The sequence below is a fragment of the Paenibacillus sp. KS1 genome (assembly GCF_001680695.1).
Lineage (GTDB): Bacteria > Bacillota > Bacilli > Paenibacillales > Paenibacillaceae > Paenibacillus_B > Paenibacillus_B suaedae.
Map to the genome: position 1 here is coordinate 1 of NZ_MAIS01000096.1, position 22,337 is coordinate 22,337.

The following is a 22,337-nucleotide window of genomic DNA, read 5'->3' on the forward strand; positions in this document are numbered from 1 at the left end:
TACTATGAATGTACGAGTACGTTGTACGGGGGTACGATTCGTTCGTTCAACGTGCGGGTTCTACGTTTGCTTACCAGCAGGCTTGACTATCGGATCAACCTTCTGCCTTCGCAATTTCTGCATCGAGATCGCGGCTCGTCAGGTCAGCGTTCATGAACGCTTCGGTCTCAGGGAAATGCATATGCACCTCTGACGGCTTGCCTATCTGCACGATGCCTGATTTAAGCTGCAAGTCCAGCACATGCCCGCCGCCTGTGCGCGCATCATCAACGAAGTGATGGTGATAGCCCGCTACAGCTATTCCTTGAGCAAATGCCGGCATGCGGAACGCTGCTACAGTTCCCTTTTTCTTCTCCAATGTGAATGTTGGCTGAGATTCGATTGCCTCCAAGAACGGGCGGAATGGCGGCTTCTGCTTCGCAACGGTACGTGTTACTACACATTCGAACTCCCCGTCAATACGAATCGCATAGAACAGGTTCAGGCTCGGGAGCAGGCTGTCTATCAGCTGCTCTAGCTGGCTGCGGCTCATTGGCTGGTTCACACGGAATGTCTTGACTGGCTGGAAGAACGTTACGGAAGCAAATGGAGTTCCGTCTTCCGGCTTCACGGGCGTTACACTGCTGTCGGAGCGCAGGCGATAATAGTCTCCATCGAAGGCGATTAATTCCCCATCCAATTCATTGAATGTGCCTATACCGAAGTCGCCATGCTGCTTCAGCTCAGCCATTGTCATGCTTCCCTCGAATACACCGTCGAGCAGGGCGCTCATGGTAGATGTCTGGAAAATGGCGCTCGGCTTCTCTGAGCGGTGTTCCGCTTCTCGTTCCGTTGTTGTATATGAGTCCGATGGACGTAATGTTTCGTTGACTGGATGTTCCAATACGGCATTCATCTTATCTGTTCCTCCTTGTTGCAAGCTGTACTTTTCTTACGCTGCCAGATGCATTCTTAGTGGAATTGGTCTGGGAGCAGCGTATCTCCAAGCGCGATATTATCACTGTAATCGACCGGAATGTCGATAACGACAGGTCCTTCTGCTTCAAGCGCCTTCTTCAGTGTCGGCACCAGTTCGGCAGGATCCGTGACACGGTAGCCAGTAGCTCCGTAGCTCTCTGCATACTGCACCATGTCCGGCTGGCCGAATTCGACACCTGCAGTCCGGCCATATTTCATTTGCTGCTGGAACGCAACCATATCGTACGTGCCGTCATTCCAGACGAGATGGACAATTGGCAGCTTCAAGCGTACGGCTGTTTCAAGCTCCATCGCAGAGAACAAGAAGCCCCCATCCCCTGATACGGATACCACCTTCTCATTCGGACGAACCAAGGCAGCAGCAATGGCCCAAGGCAAGGCGACGCCAAGTGTCTGCATGCCATTGCTGAACAGCAGGCGGCGCGGCTCATAAGAGCGGAAGTAACGCGCCATCCATATATAATGAGAGCCCACGTCACACGTTACCGTAACGTTGTCATCGATGACGCTGCGCAGACCATGAATAATTTGCAAGGGATGAACCGTTCCCGGCTTCACCTTCTGCGGCGGCTCGCACGCCTCTACCAGCTTCGCAAGCAAGGAATCGCACAGCACCTTCGCTTCTGGCGTCCGCTGCAAGCCGGCCAAGTGCTTCGTCAATTCCTGCACGGTACGATCGATGCTTCCGAGCAGCTCCATCTCAGGCTGGTAATCATGATCAATGTCGGCTTGGACATCATCGAGATGAATAATGTGGCGCTTGCCATCATGATTCCAGAACTTCGGATCGTATGCCACGGGCTCGTACCCGATGGTCAGCACAACATCCGATTGTTCAATCAGCTCATCCCCCGGCTGATTGCGGAACAATCCGATACGGCCGAAGAAGTGAGCCTCCAACTCGCGAGAGATAGCACCTGCTGCTTGGAAGGTCTCTACAACCGGAATGTTGGTATGTGCGACCAACTGCCGAATCGCATAGACTGCTTCCGGCGAGCTTGCCCGCATCCCAAGGAGAATGACCGGGATGCGCGCACTGCGCAATGCTTCAGCCGCCTCGGCTATTCCTTCGGAAGGAGCCGCTCCAAGCCGTGGCGAAGGCAGCGGGCCAATCGCCGATACCTCTACCGGGCTAGTAATTACATCCTGCGGCAGGCTGACGAAGGTTGCGCCCTGACGCGGCGAGGTCGCTGCACGGAAGGCGTTCGTCAGGACCTCCGGCAGGTTGTCTGGATGCTGCACTTCTGCGCTGTACTTCGTTACCGGCTGGAACAGTGCTGCATTATCCATGGATTGGTGTGTCCGCTTCAAGCGATCTGCGCGTGATACAGCGCCACCTAAAGCAACCACCGGATCACCTTCCGCCGTTGCAGTAACAAGACCTGTTGCCAAGTTGGAGGCCCCTGGTCCAGATGTCACCAGGCACACCCCAGGTTTGCCTGTTAATCGCCCTACCGCGGCAGCCATGAACGCTGCGTTCTGTTCATGCCGACACACAATTAAAGAGGGGCCACGATCAACAAGTGCGTCAAAAACGCTGTCAACCTTAGCCCCTGGAATTCCAAATATATGAGTGACGCCTTGACGATTCAGGCAGTCTACGACAATGTCTGCTCCACGCATAGTGAATGATTGTGAATGGGTAACGGAATCAACTCGATGGTTTTCAACGCGTTCGCTTGCTTGATGGTTCGTGCGAGTCTTCGTATTGTTCATGACGGTCATTCCTTTCCTCATGGCGATAATTGGCATAATACTAGTACAGTATAAAACACATGTTGTGAAAACACATGAAAATAATCAGTCTGTATTATATATAATACTCCTTTTTTAGATTTTGTCTATTCGCATTTTTCAATCGGCCATGGTACATTCGAGAATAGAAGCCTGGCTAATGATCCTAGACTACCTTATACTACCGAACGAAAGGATAGATTTTCGATGAATGATAAATGGAACAAGCTCCATTCCGCCATGGAGCAAAGCGGCATTGACGTGATGCTGATTACCGATCCGAAGCATGTCTATTATTTGACTGGCTTTGCTTGTGATCCACATGAGCGCTTCCTTGGAATCGTAGTCCCTCAACAGGGCGAACCAACACTGATTGTACCTGTACTGGACGGGGACAAAGCAGCCGCTGTATCTGTGGTGCAACAGATTGCTACCCATACAGATACAGACAACCCTTATGACATCCTGAAGCAGCATCTGCCACAGCAGGCAGCTCGCTTCGCGATCGAGAAGGGACATATGTCCGTACAGCGCTATGAAGCATTAACGAGTGCCACAGCAGCGAAAAGCTTCGTAGATGCGGGCCCAATCCTGCAGGCGATGCGTGTCATCAAGTCGGAAGAAGAAGTCGTTCGTATGAAAGAAGCAGTTCGACTTGTCGAAGCTGTTCTGCTGGAAGGCGTAAGCCGAGTTAAAGTGGGCATGAGTGAAATCGAAATGGTGGCAGAGCTTGAATATTTGATGAAGAAGCTTGGTTCAGACGGCCCATCCTTCAGCACGATGGTGCTGGCTGGAGAGAATGCAGCACTCCCCCACGGAGTACCAGGTTCCCGCAAAATCAAGGAAGGCGAGCTTCTCTTGTTCGATATGGGCGTATACGCGAACGGGTATGCCTCTGACATTACGCGCACATTCGCCGTAGGTGAAGTGAATGATACTTGCAAGGAAATTTACAATACGGTGCTCGCCGCGAACATGGCAGCCATTGAAGCTGTGAAGCCAGGTGTTACGTTCGGCAGCCTTGATCGCACGGCACGCAAGGTCATTGCGGACAAAGGCTACGGCGATTATTTCACCCATCGTCTCGGCCATGGCCTCGGCATCGATGTCCATGAGTACCCATCTGTACATGAGCGCAACGAGGATGTGCTTGAACCTGGCATGCTGTTCACGATTGAACCGGGCATCTACGTGCCGAAGGTGGCTGGCGTGCGCATCGAGGATGATGTCATCGTAACCGCAGACGGTGTTGAGGTATTGACTTCTTATCCGAAGGAACTAACGATCATCGGCGGGTAACGCATTTCTGTTCTAACCGATTCCATACACAACTTGGAGAAGCATTGTATGTACCTTACAAACCTCCAAAAACAAACACCCACCCTCCTGCTCATCTCAAGCATGGAGGGTGGGTGTTCTTCTGCATATTCGATTAACCTCAACATTGTCCCAAATTTGAACAAAGACTACCATCAATTATCCATCAATCATCCATCACTCATGATTCATATTCTCGTTACCATCGACAGATTCCCGGTTCGGGACATCTTTTAGGCGGTAGCTGAGCATGACGAACACGTATTCATCCTTGGTCGTCTGCTCTCGCAATTGTTCATCATTAGCAATCGAGGACTCGTCTGGATTGAAAGGCGGCGGCGTGTAATTAGCTGAGGTTGCTTGCTGTACATAATACGCTTTCTCCGCCCATTCCATCGGCGTCATGGACGAATAGGCAATCTTTGCTTCCGCAAGCAAGTCCTCTCCGTACTGTCCTTTTCGCATTCCGTCCTCGATTACATCTATACCTTGATGGGTAATGCGCAGAAGCTCTTGTACAATCAGACTGGAATGCTCCTGTGATAATTCCTTCCCCAACGTATAGCTACGCTTCTCTTGATTTGCAAGATAATACTTCTCGATTAGATTCCCCTGCTGCTTCGTCTCAACGAGCTCCAGCAGCCCAGCCTCCTCCAGCTTTTTCACATGGTAATACAGTCTGGATGGCTTCTCATCCATTATCTCTGCCATCTGCTTCACCGTAATCGGCTCGTCTTGCGCAAACCGCAATATTTGCATCCGGCGTGGATCCAGCATGATCTTCAACAGCTCGACATCGTTAATTACTCGCTGCTCTTGCAAGCTGTCCCCTCCCTTAGTCTGAAGAAGACATCGCCAGGTCTCCTCCCGTCATTTTCGCTTCGTTCGTAGTCCGAAGTGCTTGGTTATATTTTAACAGAGGGAAAATGACAACGACAATAATAAGCAGCAATCCGGCAAGCGCGGTGGCCAGCAATACGCCGAACATAGAAGCGAATAACCCACCTATGCCTATGCCAAGAACCGTGCCAGCTTGCGACACAGAATCGAATACTCCCGATCCGCGGCCTCTCATTTCATCTGGCATAATGGTAATAAACAAACTGCTGAGCGGCACATTCGTGCAGGCCATTGATACACCAAGACCAATCGACCATACATATACGCTGAGAACCCCGCTCGCTTGGTACAGCGAGTGCAATGGAACAATGAGCAAGCAGAACAGGCCGATAACCCCTACTGCCCCGAGCAGCAGAACATTGGAAGCCATTCGCTTCATGAGATGAGGTGCAGCGAGCGCCCCTAATATGCTTCCCACGGCTACCATACTGGAGATGAAACCAAAGTGCTCGGCCGGGATGCGGAAGGTTTGCAGCAAAGCCGCATTCAAGTTTGTATTAATAACACCCATGACAAGCATGATCGGCACAAGCAGCAGAAGGAGTGCAAATAATCCATCGTGGCGGTAAATCGTGCGCAGCCCCGCCTTCAAGGATTTCCAGTACGGTTCCTTCTCAGCAGCTGACTGCTTGCGCACCCCGCGTTCATCTTGGATATCTTCATGGGTTCGATCAGGAGTAGGTATTGCTTTGGACATCGCATAAATAAACAAAGCAGACAGCATAAACGTAAGTCCATTAAAAAGGAATAGCCGGGTCAAAATGACCTAGTGGAATTAACAGCCCCGCAATCGATGGCCCCACCAGCCTCATAGCCATATAAGTAGCCTGCGAGAAGGAAACGGCCTGCGGGATATTCTCTTTCCCAATAAGACTGGGCACAATAGCGGAACGCGCAGGCTCAAAAAACACGGTGCCGATGTTTTGCAGCAATACTAAAGCATAAATTCCGTATAAATTGTGCTGGGATGCGATAAGAAGGACAACAATGATCGCACGGTAGATATCAGCGGCCATCATGATGTGGCTGCGCTGGAAGCGATCAGCGATCGGGCCTACGAATGTTCCAAGGAGCATGCTTGGCAGTACATTAGCGAGTACGACAAGACTAATAGCCAGCGGATCGCTTGATAAATGAGCGACAAGAAAGATAACAACGAGCCGTGTAATACCGTCACCAAGCTCAGAAATGATTTGGGCAAGCCATAGAAATCGGAATGCGCGATTGTTTATGAGCAGCTTCATAAGGAACCCTCCACTAAGGTTATTTTTATCGTTAAAATTTATTTTAGCGATAAAAATGTTTTTGTAAAGGGGTTATTTTCCTGTTCGAAAAATAAATATGAATTGCTATGCAAGCTCATCTGACAACAAAAAAGACGCTTGCGAGTCTTCGCAAGCGTCTTTCCTATGATCATACGTATTATTTTTGGATACCGAGCGAGAAGATCTCAGCACTACTCAAGGCAACACTTACTTCACGGTTATTCGTGGAAGCAATGTTCTCTTGAACTTCTTCCATGATATTGCTGCGGTAGAAGCCTTTCGCAGCTTCTGGAAGCGATACGTTCAGAGCAGCTTCTTCATGCTTGAAGTTGAACCAGCGGCCGACCATGTCGCCTGTCTCTTCTGCCATCTTCAAGGAGGAGAACGCTACGCCTTCGCCGTTCCATGCCAGGAATGCATGGTTCACTGGGAACTTGCCTTCCTGCACTTCTACTTGGCGTACAACCCAAGGCACTTGGAACGAATGTGCTTCCGCGTAAGCGCCAGAAGCAACTACGTCGCCAGCATGCGGGATGATTGCATATTCAGCCGTATGAACGCCGATGCACTGCGCTTCTGGTGTCGGGAAGTAGCCCCAGTCACCAAGCTCGCCGGAAGAGCGAAGCAGCGTAACTGCAATCGTGTTCTTGTTGTCTTGCGATACTTCGTATTCGAACAAGCCCTTGTTCGCAACCGTCAAGCCCAGCTTGCCGTCGCTTACGCTGACAAATGTGTGCTGATGCTGATCGTTGCTTGGGTTCTCCCATTCCTTCGCTGGAATGTTGTTGCGGCGTGCCGCTTCAAAGATCGATTCCGCCAAGTGTGTTTCGGACTCAAAGCCGCTTGGGAACAACGCTCTTACGCGGTGATCCTTGGACTTGTTGTCCATCGTTACATGAACATCGACGCGCTTCGCACCACGATCGAGCGTATAGCGAGTAATGATGCGGAATGTAACCAATTCAGTCGAGCGCTGTGCCTTGCGAAGGTTGAAGTCCACAATGTCGCGGCGCTCTTCTTCCAATTTATCGTCAGCGGATACCGGAATGCTCCAGTTATGCGCCACTTCGATTACCGCACGGTATGGCGTATTTTCTACAACCTTGCGCTCTGCCTTCAGCCCTGCCGTCGTAAGCGGCTTGGAGCCTGCAGGCATGCGGAACATGTACTCGTTCCCGATGTCGCCTGCATCTTCATATACGTTCAGGCCAGCATGCGTATGGCCAGTCGACTTGTCTGTTAATGTAAGCGAGCCATCTTCCGCAACGACTGCCTTCAAGCGATCATTTTCAAGTGTGAACTCGCCTGTCACAAGGCTAGCCTCTTGCTCCTTCGATGCACCTGTCACCCAAGCAAGCGTCTTATAACCGAATGCAGGGATGTCTTGTACTTGCAAGCGCACCTTCACTGCACGCGCCATATATGGCTGACGGAACTTATCCTTCGGCAAGTCATAGCCGAAGACTACGCCCGCATCTTCCCATTCGCAATCCAGCACGTTGCCGTCTGCGTCGACAACTGCGCCTGGTACGATTGGATCCTTCTTCATTTCCGCTGCCAGCTTCATCGGATGAGCTTCGCGGAAGTAGCGGCGAGACAATTCGATTGTCACTTCCACTACGCCGTCGCGATTGTATCCTGTCGAGTTGAATACGGTAAATGGCACAGCTTGCTTGCCGCTATATACGGATGTATCAATCTGCTTCAGCAGGCTGTCTACCGTTTCATTAATAATTGTCTCTGTTGTATGCTTCGACTTCTCGAAGCGTGTCACCATTTCACGGTGCACTTCGTCCACGCTGCAGCCGCAAATGCTATCATGCGGATGGTTCTGCATCAATGTCTTCCACGCATACACGAACAGGTGGTGTGGGTATGGCTTGCCTGCTTGGTGCGCAATTGCCGCAAGCGGCTCTGCTACCTTCTCAAGCAGCGTCTGGTTCTCTGCGTTCATTTGCTTCAAGTACACACGAGAGGACGCTGTATTAACGAGCGTATACCAGCCGTCTGTACGTTGGCTGCGCAATTCGCCGTGTACTGTCTGAAGGTTCTCTGGCAGCTCCTTGCGAAGCTCATCTACATAATCGTTGAAGTTGGAATGAACGAAGTCCACATCCGGGAACAGCTTCTTCGCCACTTCAATTGCTTTGGACAGATCCGTTTGAATCGGCTGGTGGTCACACCCGTTCATGAACAACAAGTGGCGTGTAGATGCGAATTTCTCCGCATTCGGAATTTGCTTGTCCCAATAAGCGACTGCCTGCGGCTCATCAACAGGTACTTCCATTCCGTTACAGTACCAGTTCGCGAACAAAATGCCGATGACGCGCGAGCCGTCTGGGGATTCCCAGATCATCTCGGAGAACGGCGATTCATATGCTGCATCTTCCGATACTTGGTTGTTGAATCCAGTTGGCTTAACACCGCGGCCGAATACAGCCACATCAATGCCGGATTGCTTCAAAATCTGCGGCGCTTGGCCCATATTACCGAATGAATCCGGGAAGTAGCCAACCTTGGAAATGTTGCCGCCATACTGCTTCGCATCGCGATGACCGATTTGCATATTGCGCACATTCGCCTCGCTGCTTGTCAAGAACTCATCCTGCAGGATGTACCAAGGGCCGATATGAATGCGGCCTTCTTGAATGTACTTCGTCAGCTTCTCCTTCATTTCAGGGCGAACCTGCAAGTAGTCTTCCAACATGATCGTTTGTCCGTCCAGATGGAAGCTCTTGAAGCCTGGATCGTTATCGAGTGTATCAAGGAGCGTATCCATCAATTCAATCAATAAAGTGTGATGATACTCGTAAGGCATATACCATTCGCGATCCCAGTGTGTATGAGAAATGATATGGGCTGTCTTTTTTGTCATGTTGTTTCCCTCTCTTCCATGATGTGTGTGATAGAGGTGCCAGTATTCCTAATGATCTGACATGCTGCATGAGCAATTGGCTTGCTTATTGCTTATTCCCCTTTAAGCCAATGTTCGCGGAAAATCAGTTCTGAGAACAAGCTGTTCGACCAAGCGAACCATTCACGTGTGAACTGTGCAGGATCATCCACATGGAAGCCTTCATGCATGTAACCTGTGCCTGCATCTGTCGTTGTGAGTAGCTCGATCAGGGAAGCAATCTCTTCCTGCGAGTTTGCTGTCAAGCCTTGCATCGACAAGGCAATATGCCAAATGTATTGATCCGGCGTATGCGGACTGCCGATACCCTTCGCTGCTTTACCGGAGTAGAAGTAAGGATTCTCTTCACTCAGAATGAAGCGGCGTGTATTTTGATAGATTGGATCGTCTGCCGTTGTATAACCAAGGTACGGAATCGCGAGCAAGCTAGGCACGTTCGCATCGTCCATCAGGTTATAGTTGCCGAAGCCATCTGTTTCATAAGCATAGATTTTGCCGTATTTCGGGTGGTGGAAGATGCCGTACGCTTGAATGCCTTCGTCGATTTCTTCCATCAGTGCGCGAGCCTTCGCGGCAAACGGCGCATCTTCATAAACCGTTGTTGCGATTTCTTCCAAGTACCGCAGCACAACAACCGCGAACATGTTGGAAGGAACCAAATAGCCAAAGGTGCACGCATCGTCACTTGGACGGAATGCAGACCATGTCATGCCTGTATAGTTGACCGGCATACCCATGCCATTGTTCTTGAGCGTATCTGTCTTGCGGCAATCCATCCGCTCGAAGCGGTAAGGCGATTGCGCAAAGTGACGCTGTTCCGTCGTCCACAGATCCATGATGATATGGGCAACCGTCTTATATTCACCGTCAAATAGGGAAGTGTCCCCTGTCTCTTTCCAATACAAATAGGACAATTGAAGCGGATAGCAGAGGGAGTCAATCTCATACTTGCGTTCCCATACCCAGCCGTTCAGCTTCGTTTGGTCACGGTGATGAATTTCATCCAGTGCTACTTCTTGTTCATTAAATGCATTTGCATAAGGGTCGATTTGAATATATTTCAGCTGCTTGCGCACTAATCCGGCAATGACGCGTCGCACATCCGCATCGTCCTTCGCAAGCGGCATGTATTGGCGTACCTGAGCGCTGGAATCGCGCAGCCACATGGCTGGAATATCTCCAGTAAAGACGTAGGATGTACCGTCTTCATGCAGCTTAGTTGTTGTTTGCAGCGTATTCGGGAAGCAGTTCAGGAACTGCTCCATCAATTTCGGGTTATAGGCCAATTTCGTCTTTGCTTCTTCCATCACGCGAAGCACGGCTTGTGGTAGACGTTCCATGTCGGCTCTCTCCTTTTCACTTATGATCACAACGCAAGTGAATTATTTGTATTATAGCAAATAAGATAATTAATATATCAATTATATTGTAATGATTAGGATGTGAAAAAACAACCAATTATTTGTCCAAAATAGTACACAATCAGGTGAAGCGAAGCGCTCCACCTGATTGGATACAAAGGGCTATTCATTTCGCTCTGCACGTTGTTGTCGCCATGCTCTAGTTGTCAAATCTGCTGCTGGGCGAAATTCAATCATGCCCCGATATTGATTACTTCTTGGATGCTTTCCACTCATCCAATTGTTTTTGCATTTCAGCCATTACTTTGTCCAAGCCAGCTTGCTTGAACTTCTCTACTGCTTTAGGAACGTAAACTTTAGGGTCTACAGAACCTGTATACAGAGATGCATAGAACTCTTCTTTTACGTTTGTCAAAGCCGTAATCTCAGTTTTCACGCTGTCAGCGTTGAAGTGGAAGCCGAGAAGCGGCGCATTTTTCGCGGAATCGTTGAATTTCGCGAATTGTTCCCATTTGTCTTTAGGGTCAGAAGGCAACTTATCCAAGATGAAGAAGTTACCAAGTGTAAATGCTGGCATATCGTAGCCTTCTGTCTTAGCAGGCAAGTATTCTACTGTGCTATCATCGATACGTTTGTAGTGAACATCTTCGATACCGTTATTCACCAGGTTGCGCAAGTATTTGTCAGAGTTGAGCAAATTCAAGAATTCCATTGCTTTCTCTGGGTACTTGGAGTTCGCGGAAATACCGTGCATGGAACCCATTACAGACCAGTTATACACATAAGGCTCTGTATAAGGCGTTGATACAACTGGATATCCAAGCGTTTGAGACCATTGGTTGTCTGCGAACGGTTGAGTGTCCGGCATGTCAACGAACCATTTGCCCGTTTTCATTTCATCGCCGTTTTGTGCTGTAGCTGCGTCTTTCTTTACGTAACCTTTTTTGTAGTATTCATGCATCGTCTCGAAGTTCTTCATCATGTCTGGTTGTTCCAGAATGTTAACGAGTTTCAAGTCGTTCGTATCCGTCAATGCTACACCGATTGGCAAGTTTTCGTTAACCAAGTCGTAAGGAACACCGAACTTGAATTGCTTGTCAGCAGACACTGGATACAATCCAGGCTCGCCAGCTTTTACTTTTGCAAGAACTGGCTCCAAATCGTCCAAAGTCTTGATGGAGTTGATGTCGATGTTGTACTTATCAACATATTTCTTGTTGAAGCGGAATACTTTTTGAGCTGGTAGCTCTTTATTTACAGGAATCGCGTATGTTTTACCTTCGATTTTAGCACCTTCCAAGAAGGATGGATGAACGTTCTTTTTAATATCTTGACCGTATTTGTCTAGCAGCTCATCCAGTTCATAGAACGCGCCTTTTTTCGCGTTCTGTACATAATCAAATGCCCAAGAGGACGTGAAAGCGATGTCAAAAGGTTCCCCAGAAGCGGCGATTACCTGCATCTTTTGGTTGTAATCGCCCCAGTCGAACATTTTCATTTTGATTGTAGCGCCGATTTTTTCTTTCGTGTACTCGCTGACTTTCTCCATTACCTTGTCAACGTCTTTTTGCGGAGTACCGATCGTGTACCAGATCAGTTCTACTGGCTTTTCGTCTTTTTTGTCTCCTGCTGTGCCAGCCGCTTCATCTTTTTTATTTCCGCAACCTGCGAGAACCAAAGATGCGACCATGATGAGGCAGAATGTCATCATCAGCATTTTTTTTGCCTTAGCCATTTTGTTACCTCCCCTTTTTGTACCACGCTGAATGTTTATATTATTTCCAGAGGCGGCAATGATCATCGCCGCCATCCGGGAATAACCATAGGGTAAAGAGTTATTCTTTTACCGCACCAATCGTCAAGCCTTGAACGAAGTAGCGTTGGAAGAATGGATAAGCACATGCGATTGGCAATGTTGCCAGTACGACAAGCGCCATCCGAGTTGCTTCCTGCGGCAATGTCCGCAGCATTTCGAGCGATTGACCGGAAGAATTCAATTGTGCGTTCGACAGCAAGAACTGCATACTGTTCTCAATGCGCATCAACATGGACTGCAATGGTACGAGCGACGGATTGTCGATATAGAGCAAAGCGTTGAACCAGTCGTTCCAGAAGCCGAGTGTCGCGAACAAACCGATTGTGGCAATCCCCGGTAATGAGATTGGAAGTACAATCGTAATGAATGCCCGCAATTCACCAGCACCATCAATTTTAGCAGATTCTATAATCGCGTCTGGTACCGTCGTATTATAGAAAGTACGCATGATGAGTACGTAGAACGCGTTCATGATGAGCGGCAAGATAAGCGCCCAGATCGAATCCTTCAACCCCAACACTTGCGTAATGACCATGTACGTTGGTACGAGACCACCGTTGAACAGCATTGTAAAGAATGCGATGAAGGAGAAGAATCCCCGGTACTCGAAGTTTTTGCGAGATATCGCATAAGCATACAAGCTGATAACAACCAAGCTAATCAACGTACCAATTAACGTAATAAATATCGTAATACCGTAGGAATTGAGCAACTGATCCCCAGCCTTGAAAATGTACTCATAAGCCGAGAAGCTCCATTTTTCAGGAAACAGTGTGTATCCCTTACGTGCCAATGATTCTTCATCCGTTAACGAGATGACGATAACGAAAAGGAACGGATAGACACAGAGTAGAGCGAATCCACCGGCGATAATATTGAATAAAATGTTAGTACCTCTGGACAACTCATGAACGTCGCGATGTTTAGTCTTACGCAAAGTCATTCCCCCCTAGCCTAGAACAACGCATTGTCTTTGTTGAATTTTCGAACGATCCAGTTCGAGGTCATGACAAGAATGAATCCGACTAATGATTGATACAAGCCAGCTGCCGTACTCATTGAAATTTCCCCTGTCGCCTTCAAACCGCGATATACGTAGGTATCGATTACGTTCGTTACCGCATACAATGGACCGGAGTCACGCGGAATTTGATAGAACAAACCGAAGTCTGCATAGAAGATACGTCCCACGGCGAGCAGCGTCAAAATCGTAATGAGCGGTGTAATCGCTGGAAGCGTAATGTGGCGAATTTGCTGCCACTTGTTCGCGCCGTCAATCATCGCTGCTTCATAATACGTCTTGTCGATACCAACAATGGCTGCCAAGTATACAACACTGGAGTAACCGACACCCTTCCAAATATTCAGGAAGACGAGAATGTAAGGCCAATACGTCGTATCGGAGTACCAGGATACAGGGTCTTTGCCCATCCAAGTAAGGAATTGGTTCATTACCCCTTTATCTACACTCAAGAAGCTGAATGTAAAGTAACCGACGATAACCCAAGACAAGAAGTGAGGCAGGAACATCCCGGTTTGATACAATTTTGCCAACCGTTTATTCACAATTTCGCTCAAGATGATTGCCATTGCTACGGCACATACAAGACCGATAACGATGAAAACTACGTTGTATAGTATCGTGTTTCTTGTGATGACATAAGCATCATTCGTTTTGAAAAGGTATTCAAAATTTTTAAAACCTACCCATTCGCTTTGCTGCAAGCTGGCAAGGAAGCCGTCTCGGCTGAAACGATAGTCCTTGAAAGCGATCACAGTTCCGAACATCGGCAGGTAGGAGAAGAACAAAAACCACAAGGCTCCCGGAAGAACCATTAGCAGAAAGATTCGATTGCGGTTTAAGCTCCGAAAGGCATTTTTGATGAATTGCATCCCATCATCCCCCGTTGCTATGTTGTACTTATAGGGTAACTCAACTGATGCGCTTCCAATAGTCAATAAACTTTAGATTTGGTGTACAAAATAAAGAAAGGGCTTACACAGCGTCACTTCGCCATGGATGCCCTTTCCAATGCTGGTTATTATGCCAATTCATTCGCTGCACTATGGATCTCTCGATACTCTTTTGGAGAAATGCCAACATACTTTTTGAACTGCTTGTAGAAGTAGCTTTTATCCCAGTAACCAACCTTGGCTGCAATATCCGTCATCCGATAATTTGTTCCTGTCAGCATTTCCTTCGCCTTGTTAATCCGTGTCTTATTCAAAAAATCAGAGAACGTCGACTGGACTTCCTTCTGGAATAACTGCCCCAGATATACAGGGTTAATATTATACACTTGGCTGAGTGTCTTAAGTGAAAGTTCTTCCGCGTAGCGTTCTTGGATATCATGCAGCACCTGTCTGACGACAGGACTCATGTCCTCCGGTTCACTCATCAATTCAATCACATGTGCCGCCACTTGTAGAACATGATCCTTCAAGGCATCAAGCGTCTGAATATGATACACGTCATCGAACCAATCGCGTTCATCATTCAATTGCAGCACCGCTGACCCCTTCACAGACTGTTTCCATGCGATGAGCAGCTCTACAGCGAAGTTCCGCATATCGCGCGGCGTGACACCGTCCGTATCCGACAAACGCTCGAAATCTGCTTCAAGCTGTTCGCGCAGCCCTTCCTTATTTCGTGCATAGAGCAGCTTCACGTAAGGTTCCGTCTCCGGCTGTACCGAAGAAGGACGCGAGGATCGATAACTCTCAATTTCATCACAATCTATAATACTGTCATCTACTCGAACGAGATGGTATGGCTGCACCTGCTTCGCATGATCGAAGCTGACAGAGGCTTTGGCATACCCCTCCTGCACGCTGCCGACAGTGACTTCCAGCACCGATTGCAGATTCTGCTCCGTCTCTGCCTTCCATTGCACCAGCTTCTCTATCGCTTCCTGCTTGTCCTCGCGATTATATAAGCCAAGAACAATCGCCGTTTCTCCGTCCCACTCGCGCACGCAAAATCCACCGAACTTCTCATCCAACAGATGCTTCGCCTGAGAAGCAACCTCATCCTGCTTCATATAGTCCATTTCATTGTCCTTCCGAACCTCAGGACGAACAAGAACGACCATATAATAAGGATGCACGAAATGAATATCCAACAGATCTGCACGCTGCTGCAGCTCCTCCATATGAATGCGGTCACGCAGCCAGCGGAACAGCACGTTGTCGCGCAGGATGTCCCGATTGTGCAGCTCCACCATATGATGCATGCGGGATTGATCCAGCTTCTGAACTGTATTCTCCAGCGTAGATCGGAATTCATCAATGTTGATTGGCTTCAACAAGTAGTTCTCAACCCCGTGCTTAATGCCTTCCTTCACGTAGACGAATTCATTGTACCCGCTCAAAATAATAAAACGTGTATGCGGATGCGCCTGCTTCACCTTCTCAATCAACTGCAAGCCTGTCATCTTCGGCATCATAATATCAGTCACAACCAAATCGACAGGGTGATCTTTCAGAATGTCCCAGGCGGCCTCTCCATTCTCCGCTTGCCCAACAATACGGAGACCGTAATCATTCCACTCTAATATAGATTGCAATCCTTCAATAATAAACGGCTCATCATCGACTAAGAATACATCGTACATCTATATCCCCCCAACCCTAGTCACACGAAAGTTTGTCTGCTTTCCATTATGAAGTGGTACTAGAAGTGTTCACCACGCTATTATTGCAGCGGCACCCGAACGGTTGCCGTCGTACCTACATGCAAGGTACTGTCTATCGTCAATCCATATTCATTCCCATACAGAATGCGGAGGCGCTCCTGCACATTCTTCAGACCAAGCGAACCGTGATCCTGGATTTGCGGCTGCTCCAGATCATTCTGAATCTCCTGCAGCCGTTCTGGTTCAATCCCCTTGCCATTATCGCTCACCCGAATGATCAGATCTCCCTGGTGCTGCGTAACCTCAATGCGGATATGATTATCCTTCCGATCCAAGACAATGCCATGTACGAGATAATTCTCGATGAGTGGCTGAACCGACAGCTTCATCGTATTATAGCCGCCAAGCCGCTCATCCATATGAATGGTGAATTGCAGCTTGTCTCGATATCGTATTCGGGTCAGCTCCAAGTATCGGCGGCAGTTCTCAATCTCTTCGTTCACGGTAATGATCGTCTTGTCCTTGACCATATGACGGAACATCGCTGCCAGGCTGTAGATCATTTCCCCGACATCATGAGCGCCCTTGGATACTGCCCGCATCCGGATAACCTCTAACGTGTTATATAGGAAGTGCGGCTTAATTTGCGCCTGCAGCGCTATCAGTTCCGCGTGTTTCTGCTTCAATTCGGACTTATACACCTTATTAATGTACTGCTTCAAATCCTCACACATCTGATTGAAACTACCCGCGATGAGACCGAGCTCATCTTCACGCGTAACGGGCAACCTTGCGTTCAAATTGCCTTCCTGCACTTTCTTCATCGCCATCACAATCGTCTGCGTACGGCGGGATAAATGGAGTACCGATAAATAGGTCACCATCAGAACGGCAAATATACAGAGTATCGTCACAATGCCAATCGTATTCTTCAGTCCAGACAAATGATCGGTAATGGCTGCCTCCGGCAATGCGCCTACGACATACAGTCCCAGCTTATTCGTCTGAGAGACCGTTACATAGGAGGACTTCCCATCTACCTGAATCGACTGCGGCTTATTGCGCTCGAGCTTGGACAGTTCCTCAACATCGGCCCATGTCGACGTCCCCTGTGATTGGGAAGCCGGATAGATGATCTCGCCTTTTTGATCCAGTACAATCCATTGCTCACCTCGAAGGGAATACCCAATCTGACGCCCAATTCCGTTCGCATTGAAATCAATCGTAATGTGTCCTGCTGTCAGCAAAGATTCTGGACTGCTCACTCGATTCGTGAAGCTGATAAGCGGCAGCTTCTCCGACTCTGACTTAATCACATTGGTCTTTGTAGGAATAGGAATAGAAGCCTGAGCCTGCTTCTCTAATCGCTTGGATCCATCTTGGTCAAGCATATCGACCAAGCGATCCGAGTGGCGCAGTAACGGTATATCTTGTATATCGGCTGAAGTTTCTTCCTTTTTACTCTGATTCGTATAAGAAGAGACGCGTTCACCATAGCGATTCATCTTCCACTGCGTATTCATCTGCGGATCTTGGCTCCAGTCATAGAGCCCGCCCTTCACTCCATCACTTGTATACATATAAGCGAACTGCTTCGTAGGGCTGATGAGATTAATATTTTGCAAATCGGGATCCTTCCAGAACTGGAGCATGAAGAATTCCTGCATCTTGCGCACATAGAACATGTTGCTCGAGCTGTAGGCATCCAAGCGATAGCGGATATATTGTTCATATCCCTCATTCAGCAAGTAGATGGTATCCTGGATGAGCAGATTATCCTGATACACCTGCTGGACGATCGCCTGGGCTAGATCATTCTTCTGATCAATGTATCGGTTAATGGTATCTACCGTGCGCTGCTGCTCCATGAGTGCGTTGCTGACATCCTTACGCGCAAAGAACTCATAGGCAAACACAGATACCGTCACTAAGGAAGCAACTGCAATGAGTGAATATATCGCAATTAATTTATTGAATAATTTCTTCTTAAAGTGCTTCTGATACATCTGGTGAAACGGTTTCAACAAGGCCTATACCCCCATCCCTTGTCGGCACACGAGCACGGTAGCGGTTCGGTACCGCTTTCTTTTTCCTGTACTTCACATTCACAGCTAAGGATGATCACCCTATTCAGCTGCATGTCTTCAAGCTATATAATATCATAATCAATATATTGAACATAACTCAAAGTGTGAATCTATTGTTGCATGAGATGGATCTTCGTCCTACCTCTATGATTACATATATACGGCACAAACGATATCTTTTAGAATTATTAATATATTCCAATTGAGTATGTATGAAGAAACCCAGCATCCTATAGAGGGTGCTGGGTTTTATTGCGGCTTCATTCATTCGTTCGCAAGCCGATCAGCAAAATACATTTCAATCTCTTTGTTCACCAGTCTTAGCAGTGTACAAGTAGTCCGCACTGCACTGAATACTTCGTCGCGTTCTTCCTTCTGAAGTCCAGCTGCTGTTATGTGAAATGTAACGTACAGGAGCTTGCCCTGATCACTCACTTCATCCACCGCATCGACTTGAAGGGACTGTAAATCCCATGCTTTCTCCGTTGCATAACTGCGAATCGATTCCGCAACCGCGAATGCTAAGCTCATCATCCATAGGTCTAAGGGCCTATTTAATGTAGCAGATCCAGACGAATCTGCCTGTTGCCTGATCATGATTTGATTATTGCCGCAACTACCGATCCATTCATGTGGTTTCATTTCCTTTACATGGACTTGCAAGACTGTCACCTCTCCTCTGCTCTATTTCACTATTACAGCGTTCTCCGCGCCAGGACTGAGTTTGCTGCACCTGTTTTCAGTCGAATTTCGAATAAATTGCAACAGAAATAACATCTACTTACATTTCCATTATTATTTCTTTCACAATTTGTATTCAGTTCAAATTCCTCAAATCCCTTGCTGTATAAGGGTTAACACTTCGGTTACAGTTTAGTTACAGTTTTGTCATTTTTAATACTTCCAGACTATTGCCAGCTTTTTTAAAATTATGTTAGTCTGGTTTTGTCGATTTTTTAGTAATCAATTTACATTTTTAACAGCTGAGGAGGAGATGTAGTGAAAACCGCCATACGGACTGCTCTTGCAGCAAGCGCAGTCATCGGATGCTTGCTGTTTGCAGATAGCACACTAGGTACGAAGGCTTTTGCTGCCGACGCGCCTAAGCAAGCCACGATCCACGTCAACGGTAATGCCTTACAATTTACCGATATTATTCCCATTATTGATGAAAATCAAAATATGTATGTCCCAGTCCGCGCCTTCGCGGAGCAAATGGGTTACTCCCTGTCTTGGTCCGCTGTCAACTCCAGCGTGAACAACATTGAATTCTCGAATGGTACGACGACTGTCCGTTTCCGTACAGACAGCGCTTCTGCCGATGTGAATGGCGAGACGATCGACATGGGTGGCAAGCCTTGGACATACAGAGATAATACATATATTCCGTTTCGTTTTTTGATGAACGCTTTTGATTTGGATTTTGAGTGGACACCCGATTATTTGAGGAGTATTCCTCGCGTCGATCGCGTTCCGCAAAAGAAGTCTGTCACGACCGCTTCTGTACAAAGCGCAGCTTCTCGCATCATCAACACCGGACGCAGTTACCTCGGCGTACCGTATGTATGGGGTGGATCAACGCCTAGCGGCTTCGACTGTTCTGGATATATTCAATATATATTCCGTAAGAACGGCGTATCGCTGCCAAGGACATCCCGAGAGATGTATAATGTCGGATATCGCGTAAGCAATCCAATACCTGGCGATCTCGTATTCTTCGCGAACAATGGCAGCACAATCTCTCACGTTGGTGTCTATATCGGCAATAACCAATACTTGAATGCTTCCTCAGGCAGTGCATACCAAGTCGTAGTGACCAGCATGTCATCTTCATGGTCCAAGCGCACGTATGTCGGTGCCAAGCGCGTTCTATAGTCATCCTACGAGACATTCTTCAGCCCGCAGCTTTTGCGGGCTTTTTATTTTCCCGCTGCCAATCTCAATATGTGCAATCGTCCGTATTCTGAAGATACAGTGCGTTCAAGTATTCATTTAATATGAAAACGGTGTCATTATGGCGAATTTAGCACATTGTCCACGCTTACACAATCTGCTACTCTCGAATCAAACTCACTTCCCATACCATCTCACAGATGAAATACCGAGTTTCAAGTTCATTATTCCCAAGATACGAAAGCAAGCTCATCACCTTTCGCATAAGGAGGAACAGCATGAAACTATCTATTGGCGGATTTTCGTTCAATAATTTGCGAGTTGAGGGCAAGATGGATATTTTCGCGTATATTGCAACTGTCCATAAACGGTACCAATTGCAGTCCATTGATTTCTGGAACGCCTTTTTTGCAGATACGACACGCCCGCTATGGCAGGTTGTGGATGATGATATGCTGCAGCGAATTCGTGACGCACTTACGGAACGAGAGATGGCTCTCGTGAATATTGCGGTTGATCGAGCCCACATCTGGGATCCCGATCCAGAAATACGCGAGGCACTGCATCAGAATGCACTTGCCCATCTGCGCGCAGCCGAAATCATGGGGGCACAGTCTGTACGTATTGATGCTGTTCACCATGGAGATGATGTGCTCAGCGATGAGGCATTTGAATACATCACGATGCGATACCGTGAGTACGCACAGCGCGCTGCTGAGGGAGGGTACTGGGTTGGGCCTGAGAATCATACCGGCTGTGCGCTGCAACCTGACACGCTGGTTCGCATATCTGAAGCAGTGAATCACCCGAACTACGGAATTCTGCTTCATCTTGGGCGATGGAAGCCTACGGGAGATTCCTTCTCACTTCGCATGACGTCATCGGACACATTAGACGCTTATGCCGCGGAAGGCGACCTGCAGGCTGCGCCATGGGTACGACATACCCATGTTGATTATCGCTTGATTGAATCACCGCAGGCCAAGGAACGATTGGCATCATTGAAGAACGCTGGTTATGACGGGTATTGGGCAATTGAGTACAATGCGCCACATGAACAGCTAACTGCTATGGAAGAGGCTATCGGGAAGCTGAAGGGTCATCTGGCTTCATTGCCCGCCTAACAGGGAGAGCTCCGTGTAATTCCTGTTACGCTGCGCCCCCGCAACAGCGCTCCCGCATGCAGATGCAGCCTAGCTGCTTAGAACAGAGTACCAAGGGGGAAAACGATGGAATCAAAACGTATTGCCATCATTGGCGTCGGACAAATCGGCAAGCATCATCTGGATGAATACGCCCGCGTCAGCGGTGCAGAAATCGTTGCTGTGTGCGATGTGAATGAAGCAGAAGCTCGGAAAGTAGCCGAGCAGTATCAAGTCCCGCATGTGTATACGGACTTCCGCGAGCTGCTGAAGCGTGCTGATATCGAGGCTGTTGATGTATGCCTGCACAACAACTTCCATGCGCCAATCACCATAGCAGCATTGGAAGCAGGCAAGCATGTATATTGCGAGAAGCCGATTGCCGGTTCTTATTATGACGGTGCAGCCATGCTTGAAGCTGCTAAGGCAACCGGACGCATGCTGCATATCCAGCTGGCTACCTTATATAACGCGGAGACGAAGGCCGCAAAGACGCTAATTGAGGATGGGCAGCTAGGCAAGCTGTACCACGCTCGTTCAACGGGCTTCCGCCGTCGTGGACGCCCTTATGTTGACGGCTATGGCACTCCGTCCTTCACGCAGAAATCCATCGCTTCTGGAGGCGCCCTATACGATATGGGCGTATACCATATCTCTCAGCTGCTTTACTTGCTTGGTATGCCTCGGGTAACACGGATTAGCGGACAGACCTATCAAGAGATGGAGATGCTCCAGGAACGCCGGGAAACTAGCAAATTCGACGTTGAAGAGCTCGGCCTCGGCCTCGTAAAATTCGAGGGAGGCTTAACGCTCGATATCATCGAAGCGTGGGCGATCTACTTGGATGGTTTCGAAGGAAGCAGCATAGTGGGCTCCAAGGGCGGACTTCGCATGCCATACCAAACGAGCCAAGGACAGCACCCGTTCAGCTTCCATCATACTGTGTCAGATATGGATCTCAATGCAACAGTGGACGTCCAAGCGATGAATCGTCGCAGACACCTTCTTAATCCGAATGAATGGGCTTATGATTCTTCCCAAGGTCATTGGATTGCAGCGCTGAACGGGATCGTTCCCTTGCTTCCTACCGCAGAGCTGGCACTGAATACGATGCTGATCAGCCAGGGCATCTATATGTCCAGTGCGCTAGGACGCGAAGTCACTGCCGATGAGATTATCGCTGAATCGGTATCTACCGCAGTTCGTCTATAGGAATAGGGATCGGATAATAGGTTGCATAAATGGCAGAAAGGCAGGATCGGTAGTGAACTGCACCCCAATTGTTAGACACCATC

At 48.3% G+C, this 22,337-nt stretch carries 17 protein-coding genes; 4 read left to right on the forward strand and 13 right to left on the reverse strand.

Translation table 11 applies throughout. The features are described from left to right. Window positions 1–94: 94 nt before the first annotated feature. Window positions 95–895: an acetolactate decarboxylase gene (gene budA, locus BBG47_RS23600; RefSeq protein ID WP_083189557.1), complete on the reverse strand. Its 801-nt coding sequence runs from the start codon at window positions 893–895 to the stop codon at window positions 95–97. 56 nt (window positions 896–951) lie between these two features. Further along, on the reverse strand, window positions 952–2,601 hold the full coding sequence (gene alsS / locus BBG47_RS23605; protein WP_065293767.1) for an acetolactate synthase AlsS: 1,650 nt from the start codon (window positions 2,599–2,601) through the stop codon (window positions 952–954). Between the two features lie 318 nt (window positions 2,602–2,919). Here alsS and BBG47_RS23610 point away from each other — a divergent pair, with 318 nt between their 5' ends. After that, window positions 2,920–4,011: a M24 family metallopeptidase gene (locus BBG47_RS23610; RefSeq protein ID WP_065293757.1), complete on the forward strand. Its 1,092-nt coding sequence runs from the start codon at window positions 2,920–2,922 to the stop codon at window positions 4,009–4,011. Window positions 4,012–4,206: 195 nt separating this feature from the next. Here the strand turns inward: BBG47_RS23610 and BBG47_RS23615 are convergent, their stop codons facing one another. From BBG47_RS23615 to BBG47_RS23660, 11 genes are all read right to left on the reverse strand, one after another. Further along, window positions 4,207–4,851: an ArsR/SmtB family transcription factor gene (locus tag BBG47_RS23615; RefSeq protein ID WP_028533377.1), complete on the reverse strand. Its 645-nt coding sequence runs from the start codon at window positions 4,849–4,851 to the stop codon at window positions 4,207–4,209. A 13-nt stretch (window positions 4,852–4,864) separates the two neighbouring features. Next, on the reverse strand, window positions 4,865–5,653 hold the full coding sequence (locus BBG47_RS30865) for an MFS transporter (protein ID WP_254659903.1): 789 nt from the start codon (window positions 5,651–5,653) through the stop codon (window positions 4,865–4,867). 13 nt (window positions 5,654–5,666) lie between these two features. Continuing rightward, window positions 5,667–6,173 carry an MFS transporter gene (locus BBG47_RS30870; RefSeq protein WP_254659904.1) on the reverse strand — a complete coding sequence of 169 codons (507 nt, stop codon included), beginning with the start codon at window positions 6,171–6,173 and terminating at the stop codon, window positions 5,667–5,669. A 178-nt stretch (window positions 6,174–6,351) separates the two neighbouring features. Further along, the gene (locus BBG47_RS23625) at window positions 6,352–9,069 is read right to left on the reverse strand and encodes an alpha-mannosidase (RefSeq protein WP_065293758.1); all 2,718 of its coding nucleotides are present in this window, start codon (window positions 9,067–9,069) and stop codon (window positions 6,352–6,354) included. Between the two features lie 92 nt (window positions 9,070–9,161). Further along, the gene (locus BBG47_RS23630) at window positions 9,162–10,448 is read right to left on the reverse strand and encodes a glycoside hydrolase family 125 protein (protein ID WP_021257221.1); all 1,287 of its coding nucleotides are present in this window, start codon (window positions 10,446–10,448) and stop codon (window positions 9,162–9,164) included. Window positions 10,449–10,719: 271 nt separating this feature from the next. Beyond that, window positions 10,720–12,204, reverse strand: a complete 1,485-nt coding sequence (locus BBG47_RS23635) for an ABC transporter substrate-binding protein (protein WP_065293759.1) — start codon at window positions 12,202–12,204, stop codon at window positions 10,720–10,722. Window positions 12,205–12,304: 100 nt separating this feature from the next. Next, complete coding sequence (locus tag BBG47_RS23640) at window positions 12,305–13,228, reverse strand: carbohydrate ABC transporter permease (RefSeq protein ID WP_036619227.1); 924 nt, start codon at window positions 13,226–13,228, stop codon at window positions 12,305–12,307. A gap of 11 nt (window positions 13,229–13,239) precedes the next feature. After that, entirely contained in the window at window positions 13,240–14,178 is a 939-nt protein-coding gene (locus tag BBG47_RS23645) for an ABC transporter permease (RefSeq protein ID WP_065293760.1), read from the reverse strand. 149 nt (window positions 14,179–14,327) lie between these two features. Next, the gene (locus BBG47_RS23650) at window positions 14,328–15,899 is read right to left on the reverse strand and encodes a response regulator transcription factor (protein WP_021257225.1); all 1,572 of its coding nucleotides are present in this window, start codon (window positions 15,897–15,899) and stop codon (window positions 14,328–14,330) included. Window positions 15,900–15,979: 80 nt separating this feature from the next. Next, the gene (locus BBG47_RS23655) at window positions 15,980–17,947 is read right to left on the reverse strand and encodes a sensor histidine kinase (protein ID WP_065293761.1); all 1,968 of its coding nucleotides are present in this window, start codon (window positions 17,945–17,947) and stop codon (window positions 15,980–15,982) included. Between the two features lie 324 nt (window positions 17,948–18,271). Continuing rightward, on the reverse strand, window positions 18,272–18,670 hold the full coding sequence (locus tag BBG47_RS23660) for an OsmC family protein (protein WP_065293762.1): 399 nt from the start codon (window positions 18,668–18,670) through the stop codon (window positions 18,272–18,274). A gap of 336 nt (window positions 18,671–19,006) precedes the next feature. On the opposite strand from BBG47_RS23660, the gene BBG47_RS23665 reads away from it, so the two are divergent. From BBG47_RS23665 to BBG47_RS23675, 3 genes are all read left to right on the forward strand, one after another. Then, complete coding sequence (locus BBG47_RS23665; RefSeq protein ID WP_065293763.1) at window positions 19,007–19,882, forward strand: C40 family peptidase; 876 nt, start codon at window positions 19,007–19,009, stop codon at window positions 19,880–19,882. Window positions 19,883–20,178: 296 nt separating this feature from the next. Further along, complete coding sequence (locus BBG47_RS23670; RefSeq protein WP_065293764.1) at window positions 20,179–21,024, forward strand: sugar phosphate isomerase/epimerase family protein; 846 nt, start codon at window positions 20,179–20,181, stop codon at window positions 21,022–21,024. A 105-nt stretch (window positions 21,025–21,129) separates the two neighbouring features. After that, a complete protein-coding gene (locus BBG47_RS23675) occupies window positions 21,130–22,254 on the forward strand; it encodes a Gfo/Idh/MocA family protein (RefSeq protein ID WP_065293765.1) in 1,125 nt (374 codons plus the stop codon). Window positions 22,255–22,337: the final 83 nt, after the last annotated feature.